The following is a 15,530-nucleotide window of genomic DNA, read 5'->3' on the forward strand; positions in this document are numbered from 1 at the left end:
TGAGCCCGGATCAACTCCGGAAACGTGTCAGCGCGCTGCCCGTGTCCAGCACCTTGCGCACCGCGTCGGCCGCGGCGGGGAGCGACTCGTGGCGGCGCAGATGGTGCAGGCACAGCGCGCCGGCATAGACGAGGCTGTCACGCGCGGGCCCCTCGGCCCCGCCAAGCGCCGCGAGACCGACCTCGGCCGCCGCGGCCGCCGCCGCGTGACTGTCGACGGCGTTCGCGATCTCGTCGCCGGGGCGCGCCGCGAGCGGCAAATCCGGCGGCAGGGGGACGGCGCGTGTGTCGCGGTGGATGCCAAGCTGTATGGCGCTGGCCTTCATCAACTGCTGGGGCCCGGCGTCATGGTAGTAGTGCACCGCGGCGGGCTGTTGGAGCGAGGGGATGACCCCGCCTTCGGCCCCGCGCACGATGAGCGCGGTGTCAAAGCCTGCCTCCCGCGCCATGGACGCGTATACCGGCGGATAGGCCTTGTGCACGAAACCGGTGAGCAGATGGGTCCGCTTCTTCCCCCGCACCGGACCCAGCAGCACCTCTAACGTGGTGAGGCAGGTGCGCTTGACGATGCGTTCGCGCAGACCGACCAAGTCGTGCAGCGCGGGGTGAAAAGCCCGTTGATCGAGGTAGGCCCAGCCCTGGTCTGCCAGTCGCGCGGCGGCGCGTTCGGGGCTGAGGTCCACGTCCGCACCGGCGGCGCGCAGCACCTGCCGCGTCGTGGTGCCGTACTTCGGGCCGACACTCTCCAGGCCGTGGCAAATTGCCGGCACGCCGCATGCGGCGAGCAGTGCGGGCAGGAAGGGGGAGACCGGCAGCCCACGGGCGAAGCCGTCGTAGGGGTCGGCCACGTCGAACACCTCGTCGACCGGCGCCTGCACCTGGACGCAGGTCGCGCGCAGGGCGCGCAAGACGCCGATGTTCTCCTCGTTCGTCTCGCGCTTCATACGCAGGGCAATGAGGAATACACCCAACTGCACGGGGTCGGCGCGCCCCGTCAGCGCCAGCGCCATTGCGGCCTGCGCTTCCTCGACGCTGAGGTCCTTGCTGTACTCGGGGCCGGTTGCGACCTTTTGAATGCACTTGCGTAGGATCAGCGACGCCTGCACGTCGTCGGTAACGCTGGTCAACATGCTCACAGTCCCCGCGGTAGATGGCTCCTGCCCTGCACGAATTGCGCGCGGCCTGGGTTGCCACGGTAGCTGCGACGAACCTGCGCCGCGCTTCCCGTGTCGGCGGTTCCGAGAATTCCTCGGCGCTTCCAGAGTATACGCAGAGCGCCGGGGGCGGCTTATATCCCCATCGGGGTAGCCACGTTCGCCGTGCCACTCTGGGGCGGGCGCTTACCCATAGGGGATATAGGCACCTGTAGCCCCCTATTCCTAATATGGTATTGGAACCCCTTAGGCGTGTGGAGGGAGCTGCGTGTCCGATGTGGTAATGAACTTCCAAAGCGGTATGGCCGCGTTCGAGGCGAAGCACTTCTCGCGCGCCATGCAGTTGCTCTCGCCCCTGGCGGAACAGGGCGATGCCGACGCGCAGCACCGTGTGGCCATCCTGTACCAGAACGGGCTGGGGGTGACGCGTGACCCGGCGCGGGCGTTGCTGTGGATGCGCCGCGCCGCCGAGCAGGGCCATGCCCTGGCGCAGCACGGCATGGGTTTCATCCATCTCATCGGCGAGGGCATCGCGCGCGACCCCGGTGCGGCGGCGCAGTGGTTCCGGCGCGCCGCGGAGCAGGGGCTGGCCGGCTCGCAGATCGCGCTCGGGCAGCTTTACCAGCAGGGCGATGGCGTCGAGCAGGATCCGGACGAGGCGCAGCGCTGGTTCGACCTCGCGGGTCTGCAGGAATGACGGCGCCGAGCTGCCGTACCCCGCCACCGGCCGAGGATTGACGATGCGTCCGGCACACTTACAGACGGTCCTGGAGGAGGAGTTCCGCAGCACGCGCAGCGGGCACCATACGCCGGTCATGTTGTGGGGCGGGCCGGGGGTCGGGAAGTCGCAGATGGTGGCACAGGTCGGCGCGCGCCACGACTTGCCGGTCATCGACATTCGCCTCTCGCAATTGGAGCCGAGTGACCTGCGCGGCATCCCCTTTCGCAGCGGTGAGTGCGTGGAGTGGGCGATCCCGGCCATGTTGCCGGACGCGGAGCGTCACGGGGCCGAGGGTATCCTGTTTTTGGACGAAATCACCTCCGCGCCGCCCAGCGTCTCCGCCGCCGCCTACCAGTTGATCCTCGACCGACGCCTGGGTGCGTATCGGGTGCCGGACGGCTGGGCGATTTTCGCGGCGGGCAACCGCCAGGGCGACCGCGGGGTCACCTACGTCATGCCGGCACCGCTCGCCAACCGCTTCTCACACTATGAGGTGGAGGTGCACCTGGACGACTGGGTCGCCTGGGCGTACGAGCGAGGCATCGACGCGCGCATCATCGGCTTCCTGCGCTTTCGGCCCGAACTGCTGTACGAGTTCGACCCGGCGCGCAATCCGCTCGCCTTTCCCACCCCGCGGTCCTGGGAGTTTGCCCACAATGCCTTGCAGAAGTTCGGCGGGCAGCCGGACCTGCTGCTGAGCGCCTTGCAGGCATGCCTGGGCGCCTCGACGGGGCTCGAGTTGCACGCCTTTCTGACCAACCTGGAGCACATGCCCGACCCCGCGGCGATCGCCCGCGGCGAGCCGGTGCCCGCCCCCGAGTCGCTGGACCTGCAGTACGCCGTGGCGACCGCCCTGGTGGGTTACGCGCGTCGGGCCAGCGCCCGGCCGGAGGCGGCGCGCGTGCATGGGCACATCCTGGACTTCGCCCAGCGCTTCCCGCAGCGCGAGATGGGCGTCATGTTGGTGGCCGATATGCACCGCGCCATTGGCGCAGCGCTGTTCGAGCTGCCGCAGTTCTCCGCCTGGGCCGACACGGTCGCCGACCTGATGATTTACGAGCCTTGAGGGCGGCGGCCCGCCGCCGAGGGGCAGACATGGAGGTGGCATGGACCCGACTGAGGTCGACGCCAAGCTGGGCGCCGCGCGCACGCGTCTGATTCTGGAGCGCCCCTTTCTCGGCGCACTGGTGCTGCGCCTGCCGCTGGTGGCGGCGCCCTGGTGCAAGTCGGCCGGCACCGATGCGCGGCGTATCTTCTACAAGCCCGAGTACATCGCCGCGCTCGACGCGCGCCAGGCGCAGTTCGTGCTGGCGCAGCAGGCCTTGCACTGCGGCTTGGCGCACTTCGCGCGCCGCGGCCATCGCATCAAGCAGCGCTGGGATCTGGCCTGCGAGTACGCCGTCAACATGCTGCTGCTCGAGGAGGGCCTGGAGCCGCCGCCGGGGGCGCTGGTGGAGCAGAGCTTCGCCGGGATGAGCGCCGAAGAGATCTACCCCTACGTGCTCCATCTGGAGGACGAGGAGCCCATGGACGACCACCTGGCCGAGGGCTCGGAGAGCGAGTCCGAGGGGCAGCAGCCCGAGGGCGAGGGCGAGGTGCCGCGCCCGCCGCCGCTGTCGGCGCAGGAGCGCGAGGCGCTGGAGGCGCAGTGGCGCCAGCGGCTGACCAGCGCGGCGCAGCAGGCGGCACTGGCGGGCAAGCTGCACGGCTCGCTGGCCGAACTCGCGGGTTCGGTGCTGCAGCCGCGGGTGCCCTGGCGTGCCTTGCTGGCCCGCTTCGTGAGCGCCACCGCGCGCGACGACTACAGCTACAGCCGACCCTCCAACCGGCGCGGCGGCGAGGCCATCTTCCCGAGCCTGCGCAGCCCGCAGATCGACATGGTGGTGGCGGTGGACAGCAGCGGGTCGATCGACGACGCCCTGCTGCGCGAATTTCTCGGCGAAGTGGAGGCCATCAAGGGCCAGATGCGCGCGCGGGTCACCCTGCTGCTGTGCGACGCGGCGCTGGCCCCGCACGGGCCCTGGCACGTCGAGCCCTGGGAGCCGCTGCAGACGCCGCCGTTGGTGCCGCGCGGAGGCGGCACGCGCTTCACGCCCGTGTTCGAGTGGGTGGAGCGCCAGGACCTGCGGCCGGAGTTGCTGATCTATTTCACCGACGCGCTGGGTGAGTTTCCCGCCGCCGCGCCGGACTACCCCGTGGTCTGGCTGGTGAAGGGTAAGGCCGCCGTTCCCTGGGGGCAGCGTGTGCAACTCAACTGACGGGCGACGATGCCGGTAGCGCTGCGCGATGACGATGCACTGCGCCTGCAGGTGTTGCTCACCCAGGCGCCGCAGGCCGTGCGCATCGACGAGCCGGCGATGCGGGTGGAGGCCTTGACCGCGCGCGGCGCGGCCGCTGTCGAACTCCATCCCAGCGGCCGCAGCGACGAGTATCTGCGGGCGGTGCGCGAACTCCTCTCCAGTCAGGTGCTGGGTTCGCCGGGCGGCTACCCGGTGTTTCTGCGCCGCTGGACGCGCATGGGCCAGGCGCGCGACGGCATCCTGGAACGTCTGCTGCTGTTGGGTGAGCCCGAAGCGGTGGTGGCGGTGGTGCACGCCCCCGGGCTGACCGAGGAACTCGCGCGGCGCGCGTGGTGGGCATGCCCCAGCCCGGAGAACGCGCGTCGCATGCTGGCCACCCGCCGCGTGGCGACGAGCGCCATGGCGCCGGTGCTGGCGCGCTACCTGCTTGAGTACCTCCCCTTCGAGGAGGAGCCGCGCGCCGCCATGGACACCGTGCGCCTGGTGCTGGCGGCCGATGGCGTGGAACCCGAGGTGCACTTACGCCTTTGGCAGGGAGGGAGGCATCGGGTGGCCTGTCAGGTGGGTTTTCTCGCGGCGCGACCGGAGACACTGCCGGCAACGCGCCCCCCGCACCCCGACTGGGCGGCATTGCGCCAGCGCCTCGCGCCCCTGTGCGACGGCGGCGACCCCTATGCCCGGGGCCTGGGTCGGAGTCTCGATGCACCCGGGCAGGCCTTCCTGCACGTGACGGAGCAAGCATTGCAACGCGTCGGGGACCCTGACGTGGCGGTGGCCTTGTTGGACGCCATCGGCCGCTTCTTTGGCGCCGCGGCGCCGTGGCCGGGCGGCGATCGGCCCGACCCTGCGGCGGGGCTGGCGCAGGTCGCTCTTGCGGCCGAGGCCTTGTGTCGCGCGCCACCGCCCGAGTTGGTCGCCGTGCTGGACGCGGTGCCCGCCCTGCGCGACCCGCTCGCCGCCATGCTGACCCTCGGCTGCGCCGGCGAGCGCGCCGTCGCCCCGATCCTGGCGCGCACGGACGCGGTGGGTTCCCTGTTGCGCCGCAAGCTCCAACCGGTCATCGCGCCCTTGCTGGCGCGTATGGCGTGCCTGCAGGGGGCGCGCTGAGATGCCGAACCTGCACTTCGCGCAGGTGGCCTTGTCCATGCGCGTGACCGTGGCGGAGTCGGATTTGGCGGCCCACCTCGCCACGCCGCCCAGCGCTTTGGGGGCGGCGCTGGCGCGCGAGGTCCACGCGTATGCAGAGGCCCACCAATTCGGGTACTACCCGGCCTTGGGCTACTTCCGCGCGCAGGGTGGCGTCGACGCGGACCTGATGGCCTACGCGGAGGAGGTGGGGTGGCTCGCCACCCGCGTGGTGCGCGACGAAGTGCTGCGCAAGTTGCGCCCCGTGTTCGCCAGCCTGCGCTTCGATACCCTGCAGTCGACGGCTTTCGCGATGCCGACCGTGCGCCCCGCCGACCGGAACAATGTGGCGCTGCTGGCGCGCCATTACACGCCGACGCAGGTGAAGACCGATCTGTGGGTCACCCTGCTCCAGAAGGGGGCGCCCACGCACGGACTGGAGCGCTACGCCCAACATTTGGTGGCGCGCTGGCTGAAGCCTTCGTTCGAGCGACTCGATCTCACGGCCGCCTCCCAGGCGCACCCGTGAGGTGTACCCCCAAGGCGATATGGGGCCGCGGCCGAGCGGCTGCTACGTTTTTGGTCGTCCGCCCACGAATCGGGGTCGCGTCATGGCCGCCATCCGCATCTACCTCATACCCACCTGTCCGTTCTGCCAGCGTGCTGAACGTCTGTTGACGCGCAAAGGCGTGGCGACCATCGAGAGGATCGACGTCGCCGAGGACGGGCGGCGCTATACGGAGATGGAAGCGCTCACCGGGCGCGACACCGTCCCGCAAATCTTCATCGGCGAGCGCCATGTGGGCGGCTACGACGAACTGGTGGAGCTGAGCGTAGAGGGAGAACTCGACGAACTGCTCGCCGCGATGGGCGCCGTCGCCGACCGCGCCGGCGGCGACACCTGCCTATAAGGGATAGGCGGGTCTAGCCATGGGGGATATACCCCCGCCGGCCGATTTGCGCTGCACTAACGTGAAAGAATCTCCTGAGGGCATTCCGAATGGACTTCCTGCCCATCTTCGTCAATATCCGGGGCCGCTCTTGCTTGGTGGTCGGCGGAGGCAACGTCGCCGCACGCAAGGTGAGTTTGTTGCGCAAGGCCGGCGCTGCGGTGACCGTGGTCGCCCCCGAACTCGGTCGCGAGCTTGCCGAGTGGGCGGCGCAGGGGCTCATCGAACATCTAGGTCGCGAGTTCCAGGCCGCGGATCTGGATGACCGCGCTCTGGTCATCGCGGCCACCGATCAGGAGATCGTCAACCGGCGCGTCTCGCAACTCGCCCAGGCGCGCAACTTGCCGGTCAACGTGGTAGACCGCCCCGACCTGTGCGGCTTCATCATGCCGTCCATCATCGATCGCTCGCCGGTACAGATCGCTGTCTCCACGGGCGGGGCCTCGCCGGTGCTGGCGCGGCTGCTACGCACGCGTCTGGAGAGCTACATTCCGGCCGGTTTCGGGCGGCTCGCCCGCTTGGTCGACGGCTTTCGCGAACAGGTCAAACGCCGCTTTCCGAGCACCGAGCAGCGGCGCTACTTCTGGGAGCAGGTGCTGGAGGGCCGGGTCGCTGAGTTGCTGTTCGCGGGCAAGGATCAGGCCGCGCGCCGTGCCTTGGAGCAGGCGGTGGCGGCGGGCGAGGTCAGCGGCGGCGAGGTTTATCTCGTGGGCGCCGGACCCGGTGACCCCGATCTGCTTACCTTCCGCGCCCTGCGTCTGATGCAGCAGGCCGACGTGGTCGTGTATGACCGGCTCGTGGCGCCCGCCATCATGGACCTGGTGCGTCGCGACGCCGAGCTGGTCTACGCCGGCAAGGAGCGGAACAATCACGCGCTGCCGCAGGAGTCCATCAACCAGCTGTTGGTGCGCCTCGCGCGCGAGGGCAAGCGGGTGCTGCGCTTAAAGGGCGGCGATCCGTTTATATTCGGGCGCGGGGGCGAAGAAATCGCCACGCTGATGGAGCAAGGGATACCGTTTCAGGTGGTGCCGGGCATCACGGCCGCGGCGGGTTGTGCCGCTTACGCGGGCATCCCGCTCACCCATCGGGATCACGCCCAGGCCTGCGTGTTCGTCACGGGACACCTCAAGGACGGCAGCGTGGACCTGAACTGGCCCGCGCTGGCGCAGCCCAATCAGACGGTCGTGTTCTACATGGGGCTGCACGGCCTCACGTCGATCTGTCGAGAACTGGTGGCGCACGGCCTGCCGGCCGCCACACCGGCGGCGCTGGTGCAGCAGGGCACCACGCAGAACCAGCGCGTCCTGGTGGGGACGCTGGACACGCTCGCCGCCCTGGTGCGCCGCGAATCGGTGGAGCCCCCCACACTCATCATCGTCGGCGACGTCGTCCGCCTGCACAACCGCTTGGCTTGGTTCGAGCCCTTGGGCGAGGAGGGCGTGGCCGAGGGCGTGGACGGGCTCGCGGACGATCAGGCGGCCAATCTTTAGCGCGCGCGGTTGAAGGAGCTTTATGCAAGGCGGATGTTCAGCAGCCGAGCCCTTCGCCCTGCAGGTCCTGGGCGATAGCATGCTCCCCGAGTTCGAGCACGGGGCCATCATCATCGTTGACCCCGGCGGGATCATCGAGGACGGGGCGTACGTGGTGGCGCAACATGCCGAAGAGTACGTGCTACGCCAGTTGCGCCGTCCCGACGGGCGCTACGTTCTGGCCCCCCTGAACGCGCAATATGACGCGGTGGAGGTACCGGGCGTCGAAGCGATCATGGGCGTGGTGGTGCAAAAGGCCGGGCGCCGTCGCCGGGATCGCAAGCACTACGTCTGACGACGGGATGAACCCAGCTGCTCTGGCGTCAGACGCGGCGTGAAGTACGCCTCTGCCGCGGCTTCGTCCACCACCCGCCCATCGGGCGTCACCAGCGGCTGTTCGTACTCGTGCCACCCGCGCAGACCCGTCTTCAGCGACACCACCTGCAGGTAACCCATCCGGCCCAACACGTGGGCAGCCAACACGCTGCGCTTGCCCGACCGGCAGAGCACCACCACGTCACGTTGGCGGGCCTCCACCAGTTCGGGTCGCGTTTCCTCGTAGCCGTACTCGCAGGCGCTCTCCAGGATGCCCCGCGGCACGTTGATCGACCCTGCGACGTGCATGGCCTCGAATTCGGCCGGTTCACGTACGTCGAGCAACAGTGCATCGAGCCCTGCCTCGCGGCGCTCGAGCAGGTCCCAGGGGAAGATCTCCCGCACCTGCCGCTCGCACTCCTGAACCAGTTCGCTGAAGCGCAGCGCCCGGCCGGGATCGTCAGCCATGGCGGGCGAGGCCGCGCTCCACGGCGAGCACCGCGGCTTCCACTCGCGAATGCACGCACAGCTTACGTAGGATCGCCTTCACGTGGAGCTTCACCGTGCCATCCGAGATGCCGAGTTCCCGCGCGATGACCTTGTTGCTCTGGCCGTCGGCGAGATGGTGAAGAATTTCGGTTTCGCGCGGCGTGAGGGCCGCGAAGGGTGACGTCGGTTCCCGCGACGGCGCCTCGCCGCTTTGGATGATCCGCGCCAGGGCGCCGGTCAGATCCGGCGCTACCACGGTCTTGCCCGCGAGGATGTCGTGCAGGCGGTCGACGAGGTCCTGCGGCTGCATGTCCTTGAGCAGGTAACCTTGCGCGCCGTTGCGCAGGGCCAGCACCAGGTCGCGCTCGTCGTCGCTGGTCGTGAGCATCACAATCGGCGTCGTGAAACCCGCGCTGCGCAGGTTGCGCAGCACCTGCAGGCCGCTCATGTCCGGCATGCGCAGGTCCAGCAGGATGACGTCGGGACTGAGTTGGGTCGCCATGTCCTGGCCGGTGCGCCCGTCGCCCGCCGCGCCGCAAACCACGATGCCGCGCCGCTCGAGCAGGCCTTGCAGGCCGGCGCGGAAAAGTACGTGGTCGTCGATCAGCAAAACACGCATGACGCTCTCCCCCTATGGAGCGGCGGCGGCCAGCGACGGCGGCGGAGGCTCCCGAAAAGTGAGCAACACCCGTGTGCCCTCACCCGGTTCGCTATCGATGCTGAGTGTGCCGCCGAGACGCTGCGCCCGCTCCTTCATTACGCTGAAGCCGATATGTTCGCCGGTGCTGCTTTCGACGCACGGCTTCTCCTCGGTCAGTGTCAGTCCGACGCCGTCATCCTCCACCAGCATCTGGCAGATGCCCTGCGCCTCCCGGCTGAGCAGGATACGAACGTTGCGCGCCTGGCTGTGCGCGCGCACGTTGCATAGCGCCTCCTGCGCAACGCGCAACACCTGCAGCTCGAGTTCCGGCGGTAGTTTTAGGTCATTCCATTCGCTCTGCACGAAGACGGCGATGCCGGTCTTGGTGCGAAAGCCGGCGACCAACTGCTCCAAGGCCGGGAGTAGACCACGCTGGTCGACCGGGCAGCGGAAATGCGCGATCAAGCTGCGCAGTTCGGTATATGCTTCTTGCACGCCGTTTCGCATCTGTCGCGCCTCGTCGAGCGCGGGATGGCCGTCCAGCGCCTCCTCCAGGGCCCCCGCCTGGAAGCGCAGGCTCGCCAGGGTCTGCGCGAGAGAGTCGTGCAGCTCGTGCCCAAGTTGTGTCCGTTCCTCGAGTATCGCCAGGCGGCGCGCTTCCTCGTCCAGACGCGCCTTCTCGATGGCCATACCGAGGTGCTGGCCGATGGTGGTTAGCAGGTCCTTGGAATCCTCGCCCCCCGCCAACCCGGGCGCATCGACGAACAGATTGTAGATGCCGAGTTTGCGTCCCCGGTACACCAAGGGGACCGCGATGACCTCGACCTCCGGCGTGTCGAACATGGGTTGGCCGACGAAGCGCTCACAACCGGTCGCCTTCGTGCCGCACACTTCTCCGTGCACCAGCGCGCTGCCGCACAAACAGCGGTCCACCGGGACCAGGCGCTCGCTCTCCAGCACGAACGCGGGTAAACCCGTGCTGGCGACCATGCGCAACTGCGCGTCGTCCGTGAGCAGGCGCACGGTGCCCGCGCGGGCGCCAGTGACGTCTTTCAGCACATGCAGAAACCGTTCGAGCAACTCATCCAGATCGCGGTAACCATTAATGCTGGCGGCGACGTCGTACAGAATCTTCAGCGACGCGGTCTTGTGTGCGATCCGTTCGGTTTGGGCGCGCACCTTGCCCTCCATGTCGCGCGACAGGACCTGCAGGGCTTCGCTGAGTTCATTGATATCGTGCGCGAGTTGGGCGAACTCGCCGCGTGCGGGCACCGGAATGCGCGCGGCAAGGTTGCCGCCGCGCAGGCGCAGCGCCCAATTGCGCAGGTGGGCGAGCGGTAGAAAGAGTTCGCGCCGCATTAGCCGCGTGAGCAGCGCCACGCACCCGAGCCCCGCCGACATGAGCGCGAGGTTGACGATGACGTAAAGGGTCGAGACGCCGCTCTGGGTCAGACCGGCGCCGCCAAGGAGGAGGAGCGCGAGCGCGATGCCCAGCAACGGCAGGAACAGGCGACTGTCGCTGATGCCGCCGCCTTTATGCCGCCAACCGGAGGCAGGCGGAATCATCCAGGTGCCAAGCTCTCGGCCGTCGCTGCGCCGTTGGGGCTGCTCTTTGGGGACCATGATCATGTCACCTCCACCGCGCGCGACAGCGCGCAGCAGGACGCCGGCCAGCGGACCGGCGAGGCCACGAGGGGGCCAGCAACCACTGCGGGGCGGTGCCGGTGGAACTCCCCCTCCGTTCCATCGGTTTTACGAGCATACAACAGAAGAGTGGCGTAGTTGCGTGTTTTTCCGCACTAATCGCGCGTGGCGTAAATGCCGGGGCGGAACAGTTCTCGGCCGGATTGGAGAAACTCGGCCGTATAGGGGTCGACCGCGTTCTCCAATTCCTCACACCACGAGGGGTGGCTATAGTTGAGCTCCTTTAGGAACCACAGCCCTTGTCGCGACTGACAGGCGGCAGTCAGCATTTGGATTTGCTCGCCCGCTTCCGGTCCTACGATGCAACCGCCCAGCATCTGACCGGTTTCTCCATCGTGCACGACTTCGAGCAGACCTTCCACATCGTTTCGCCCACGGGCCTTGGCGGAGCCTGCCAAGTTAGCGCGTGCCACCTCGGGTTCGAAGCCCGCCGCCTCGGCGCGCTCTTCCGTCAGGCCTACCGCAGCGATCTCCAGCGCCGAATCGATGACGATCGGCACGCGATTGTAGTTGCGGGTGATGGCGTTGCCCTGCAGCGCATTGGTCGCGGCGAGTTTGCCGTCGTGCAAAGCGGCGTTGGCCGTCATCGGGCCGCGCTTGACGTCCCCGACGGCGTAAATGCCGGCGGCCGTGGACTCCAAATATTCATTGGTGACGATGAAGCCCTCATCGTCCAGCGCCACGCCGGCCTTATCGAGCGCCAGGCCGCGCGTATTGGGGGTGCGCCCAACTGCGACCAGGGCTTCGTCAAACGCCAACTGGCGCCCGTCATCGAGCAGCACGGCGACACCTTCGTCGCCGGTCTCGCAACCGCGCACCCCGACGCCGGTGATCACTTCGATGCCCAGGCGGTGGAACTTGCGGGCCAGCATGCGGCTGGCGCGCTCCGGTATGCAGGGCTTGTCGAGTAGGCGTTCACTCCGCTCGACGACCGTCACGCGGGTACCGAATTGGTGCAGCAGGAAAGCGCTCTCGGCGCCGATCGCGCCGCCGCCGATGCACACGGCACGGCGCGGAAGGGGGCGGCGACGGGCGAACAGGTGCTGTGAGTCGAGGATGCGTCGCCCGTCGACGCGACTGCCGGGATGTCCGCGCACGGTGGCCCCGGTGGCGAGGATCACGCGCGGCGCGGCCAGACGACGTACGTGGTTGCCGTCGACCGGCAGCACCTCCAGTAGCTCGGGCGCCAGAAAACGCGCATGCCCGCGGTGCAGCACGATGCCCAGGCGTCGCAGCCAAGCGGGAAGTTGCTCGCGGATGCCGGTCACGACGGCGTCCTTGTGCGCCAGTGCCGCAGCGAAGTCGCCGCGCGGCCGTCCCACGAGGCCGCGACCGTTGAGCGCGTCCACGTCTTCCATGAGCTGCGCGAGGTAAAGCAGGGTCTTCTTGGGGATGCAGCCGTGGTTCAGGCAATTGCCGCCGGGCCGTCCGCGTTCCACCAGGGCCACGCGCGCGCCCTGACGCACGGCGGTCATGGCCGCCTTGTAACCGCCGGGGCCGCTGCCGATGACGATCAGGTCGTAGTGGGCGCTGTCCATCGCCGCCGATCGCTCAGGAGGCCGCATCCTCTTGCGGGGGGGAGAAGTTGGGGTCATTCGGATTGAGGAAGATGAAACGGAATTCGCCCGGCTCCATCTCCACGTAGTCCAGCACTGTGCCGCTCAACAGGTCAATGCTCACCGGTGCGATCACGAGTTCGATGCCCTCGGAGCGGAACACCGTGTCCTCCTCGCGGCCCTGGTCGTCGAAGCCCATGCCGTAGTGAATGCCGCCGTCCTCCAGGCGCTTCGCGGCGATGCGCAGCGGTATGCCCTCCAGACGGTTCTCGTGCGCGTTGGCGCGGATCTGCTCCGCCGCACGTGGGGTGACGGTGATCATGCGCTGCCCTCCATTACCTGCGTCGTGGGACCGGGTCGGTCGGGTGCCTTGATGCGCTGCGCGCGCACGAAGGCGAGAAAGCGTTGCGTCCAGGGATAGGCCGCACTGTGGCGCAGGTGCGCGTAATTCGCCAACAGCTTGCCGATCACGAGCCCGTCCTGCTGCGCCGCGATGCCGGTGCCGCGCAGCACCCGGTAGGCGTAATCCAGGCCCTCGGGCAGACCCTCCAGGCGCGAGTAGTGGAACTCGTGCGCCGCGATCTCGGTGCCTGCCGCGGCGGCGCCAGGCCAGGGATGTTGCGCGCTCTCCTGCAGGCGCACGTAGCCGCGCCCCTGCGGGCGCGAGTGCATCACCGCCTCGGCGGGGATCACGCCGACCATCTCGGCGCGCCGCTCGCCCCAACGCAGGCTGCGGCACAGATACATGAGCCCGCCGCACTCGGCGTAGGCAGGCAGCCCCCCCTCGATGGCCGCGCGCACCGCGTGGCGCAGCGCCGCGTTGGCCTGCAGCGCGTGCATGTGCGTCTCGGGAAAGCCGCCGCCGACGAACAGGCCGTCCAGCGGCGGCAGGCGCGCGTCGTGCAGGCTGTCGATGGGGACGATCTCGGCGCCCCCCTCGGCCAGCGCCTCGAGGTCGTCCGGATAATAGAAACCGAAAGCGCTGTCGCGCAGGATGCCGATGCGCACGCGCGGCGCGGGCGCAGCCGTCCGCGCGTGCGCGGCGGCCTGCTCAGGTGCGCGGGCGGTGGCGGCCAGGGCGCACAGCGCGTCCAGGTCAACGTGTTCGGCCACGCGCTGTGCCAGGGTGCGGATGCGCGCTTCGGCGGCGCCGTCCTCGTTGCCGGGCACCAGGCCGAGGTGGCGCTCCTCGATGCTGAGCGCGGGGTCCTGGGGCAGGGCGCCCAGCACCGGGATGTTGGTGTAATGCGCGAGCGCGGCGCGCAGCTTGCCCTCGTGGCGCGGGCCGCCGACGCGGTTGAGGATCACGCCGCCGATACGCACGCGCGCGTCGAAGGCCTGGAAGCCGAGCACCAGCGGCGCCACGCCGCGCGTCATGCCGCGCGCGTCGACCACCAGCGCCACCGGCGCATCCAGCAGCGCGGCCAACGCCGCATTGCTGTTGCTGCCGTCCAGGGCGACGCCGTCGTGCAGCCCCTTGTTGCCCTCGATCAGGCCCAGCGCGTCGCCGTGCGCATGCAGGCGCGCGGCGAACAGAGCGTGCAGTTCGGCCCCGCTCATGGTGTTGAAATCGAGGTTGTAGCAGGGGCGATGCGCCGCGCGGCCCAGCCAGATGGGGTCGATGTAGTCCGGCCCCTTCTTGAACGGCTGCACCGGGCACCCGCGGGCGGCCAGCGCCCGGGTGGCACCGATGGCCAGAGTGGTCTTACCCGACGATTTGTGTGCCGCGGACAGCAGTACGTGGGCCATGCATTTGCCTCATGGGCCGGGCGCCGCGGCGGGGCGCTCCGGCGATGCGATGATCAAGCGGTCGCGGCGTCTACGGCGCCCTGCGCCTGCTGCGGCAGCGCATGCGCGTCGGCCATTGTGGTCGGCAGGAAGCGCAGCACCTTGATCGCCAACGCGACGATGAGCAGCGCGAAGGCGACGCCGCCCACGCCCAGCGCGATCTCGGGCCAGCTCGGTGCGTAACTGGCGAGCACGCCGTCGAAATAGCTGCTCGACTCCTCGCGCCCCGGGAACAGCGGCATCGGGTAGGCCTGGCCGCCGATGATGAGCACGTAAAGCTGGGCGAAGCCGCCCACGATCACCAGCCCTGCCGCCGCGGCGATGACGCCGCGCAGGCGCGACAGGCGCGGGTGGAACAACAGCGCCAGCGGTAGCACGCTGCCGAGCAGGATCTGCACGCCCCAGAACAGCGCCGGGTACACCCCGCCGTCCACCAGCAGGAAGCGCTCGATGCCGTGGTGCTGGGCGCCGTAGAGGTTGGTGAGGTGGTAGATCAGCACGAAGTACAGCACGGCCGCCACGAACAGCGCGAGCAAGTTCTTCAGCCGGCGCAGCAGGTCATCGCCGAGCGGGATGCCCGTGCCGCGGGCAGCCGCCAGCAGCACCAGCAGGAAAACCGCCGTGCCGAAGGCGAACGACATGATCACAAACATCGGGCCCATGATGGCGGCGTCGTAGGCCTGGCGCGCCACCAGAAAGCCGAAAATGGAGCCGGTGCCCGTGGTGAGCACCAGGCGCCAGACAAAGGCCAGCAAGCCCACGGGCTTGGCATAGGCATTCATGCGCCGCTCCATCATCATCCACAGGTACACCGCCGCGATGGCGATGAAGCCGGTGTACAGGAAGATGTTCCAGGCGAAGATCGAGCGGAAGTTGTAATAGGTCATGGCGATGATGAGGCGATCGGGTCGCCCGAGGTCCAGCACCAGGATCACCAGGCCTCCCACCAGCAGTGCGATGGCGAGCAGGGCCGACAGGCGGCTGAGCGGCTTGTATGCCGTGCGCCCGAAGACGGAGGCGACCGAGGCCACGTTGAGCGCGCCGGAGGCGGCGACGATCAGGAAGATCGCGAACACGTGCGGCGTGCCCCACACGACGCGGTTGTTCATGCCGGTCACGTAGTGTCCCACGTTCCACACGTACAAGGCGGCGGCCAAGCCCACGGCGGCCAGCGCGCCCAGGCCGAGGAGCAGGGCGTAATAGGCGGGGCTGCGCCCCTCGATCTCCCGGAAGTCTTCGTCTCGCATCGAAATGAGGCCT

General features: G+C 68.9%; 16 protein-coding genes. 8 read left to right on the forward strand and 8 right to left on the reverse strand.

The window, feature by feature from the left end; genetic code table 11:
- Positions 1-10: 10 nt before the first annotated feature.
- A complete protein-coding gene (locus HUS23_09430) occupies positions 11-1,129 on the reverse strand; it encodes an anthranilate phosphoribosyltransferase (GenBank protein QKT04021.1) in 1,119 nt (372 codons plus the stop codon).
- 307 nt (positions 1,130-1,436) lie between these two features.
- Between HUS23_09430 and HUS23_09435 the strand changes: the two genes are divergently transcribed.
- The 8 genes from HUS23_09435 (at position 1,437) to HUS23_09470 (ending at position 8,073) form a co-directional block, all read left to right on the forward strand.
- Positions 1,437-1,850 (forward strand): sel1 repeat family protein, encoded by a 414-nt coding sequence (locus HUS23_09435; protein ID QKT05031.1) that lies wholly within the window; start codon positions 1,437-1,439, stop codon positions 1,848-1,850.
- A gap of 43 nt (positions 1,851-1,893) precedes the next feature.
- Positions 1,894-2,940 carry an AAA family ATPase gene (locus tag HUS23_09440; GenBank protein QKT04022.1) on the forward strand — a complete coding sequence of 349 codons (1,047 nt, stop codon included), beginning with the start codon at positions 1,894-1,896 and terminating at the stop codon, positions 2,938-2,940.
- A gap of 40 nt (positions 2,941-2,980) precedes the next feature.
- A complete protein-coding gene (locus HUS23_09445; protein QKT04023.1) occupies positions 2,981-4,132 on the forward strand; it encodes a hypothetical protein in 1,152 nt (383 codons plus the stop codon).
- A gap of 9 nt (positions 4,133-4,141) precedes the next feature.
- Positions 4,142-5,281 (forward strand): sulfur reduction protein DsrS, encoded by a 1,140-nt coding sequence (locus tag HUS23_09450; protein QKT04024.1) that lies wholly within the window; start codon positions 4,142-4,144, stop codon positions 5,279-5,281.
- Between the two features lies 1 nt (position 5,282).
- The gene (locus HUS23_09455) at positions 5,283-5,828 is read left to right on the forward strand and encodes a hypothetical protein (protein QKT04025.1); all 546 of its coding nucleotides are present in this window, start codon (positions 5,283-5,285) and stop codon (positions 5,826-5,828) included.
- A gap of 82 nt (positions 5,829-5,910) precedes the next feature.
- Entirely contained in the window at positions 5,911-6,210 is a 300-nt protein-coding gene (gene grxC / locus HUS23_09460; protein QKT04026.1) for a glutaredoxin 3, read from the forward strand.
- An 89-nt stretch (positions 6,211-6,299) separates the two neighbouring features.
- Positions 6,300-7,739 (forward strand): uroporphyrinogen-III C-methyltransferase, encoded by a 1,440-nt coding sequence (cobA, locus tag HUS23_09465; GenBank protein QKT04027.1) that lies wholly within the window; start codon positions 6,300-6,302, stop codon positions 7,737-7,739.
- 22 nt (positions 7,740-7,761) lie between these two features.
- Positions 7,762-8,073 (forward strand): S24 family peptidase, encoded by a 312-nt coding sequence (locus tag HUS23_09470; GenBank protein QKT04028.1) that lies wholly within the window; start codon positions 7,762-7,764, stop codon positions 8,071-8,073.
- On the opposite strand, the gene HUS23_09475 is transcribed toward HUS23_09470, so the two are convergent.
- The 7 genes from HUS23_09475 to nrfD all read right to left on the reverse strand — a co-directional run bounded on the left by HUS23_09475 (position 8,064) and on the right by nrfD (position 15,517).
- The gene (locus HUS23_09475) at positions 8,064-8,561 is read right to left on the reverse strand and encodes a rhodanese-like domain-containing protein (protein QKT04029.1); all 498 of its coding nucleotides are present in this window, start codon (positions 8,559-8,561) and stop codon (positions 8,064-8,066) included. The two genes, HUS23_09470 and HUS23_09475, sit on opposite strands and share 10 nt — an antisense overlap.
- The gene (locus HUS23_09480) at positions 8,554-9,201 is read right to left on the reverse strand and encodes a response regulator (GenBank protein ID QKT04030.1); all 648 of its coding nucleotides are present in this window, start codon (positions 9,199-9,201) and stop codon (positions 8,554-8,556) included. The genes HUS23_09475 and HUS23_09480 overlap by 8 nt, the downstream gene beginning before the upstream one ends.
- Positions 9,202-9,213: 12 nt before the next feature.
- Positions 9,214-10,788, reverse strand: a complete 1,575-nt coding sequence (locus HUS23_09485; GenBank protein QKT05032.1) for a GAF domain-containing protein — start codon at positions 10,786-10,788, stop codon at positions 9,214-9,216.
- A 233-nt stretch (positions 10,789-11,021) separates the two neighbouring features.
- Positions 11,022-12,464, reverse strand: coding sequence for an NAD(P)/FAD-dependent oxidoreductase (locus tag HUS23_09490; protein QKT04031.1), 1,443 nt, complete (start codon positions 12,462-12,464; stop codon positions 11,022-11,024).
- Between the two features lie 13 nt (positions 12,465-12,477).
- Positions 12,478-12,804, reverse strand: a complete 327-nt coding sequence (locus HUS23_09495; protein ID QKT04032.1) for an iron-sulfur cluster assembly accessory protein — start codon at positions 12,802-12,804, stop codon at positions 12,478-12,480.
- Positions 12,801-14,231 carry a cobyrinate a,c-diamide synthase gene (locus tag HUS23_09500; protein QKT04033.1) on the reverse strand — a complete coding sequence of 477 codons (1,431 nt, stop codon included), beginning with the start codon at positions 14,229-14,231 and terminating at the stop codon, positions 12,801-12,803. Before HUS23_09500 ends, HUS23_09495 begins: the two co-directional genes overlap by 4 nt.
- A gap of 53 nt (positions 14,232-14,284) precedes the next feature.
- Positions 14,285-15,517, reverse strand: a complete 1,233-nt coding sequence (gene nrfD, locus HUS23_09505) for a polysulfide reductase NrfD (GenBank protein ID QKT04034.1) — start codon at positions 15,515-15,517, stop codon at positions 14,285-14,287.
- Positions 15,518-15,530: the final 13 nt, after the last annotated feature.

Source organism: Ectothiorhodospiraceae bacterium 2226 (genome assembly GCA_013348725.1).
Lineage (GTDB): Bacteria > Pseudomonadota > Gammaproteobacteria.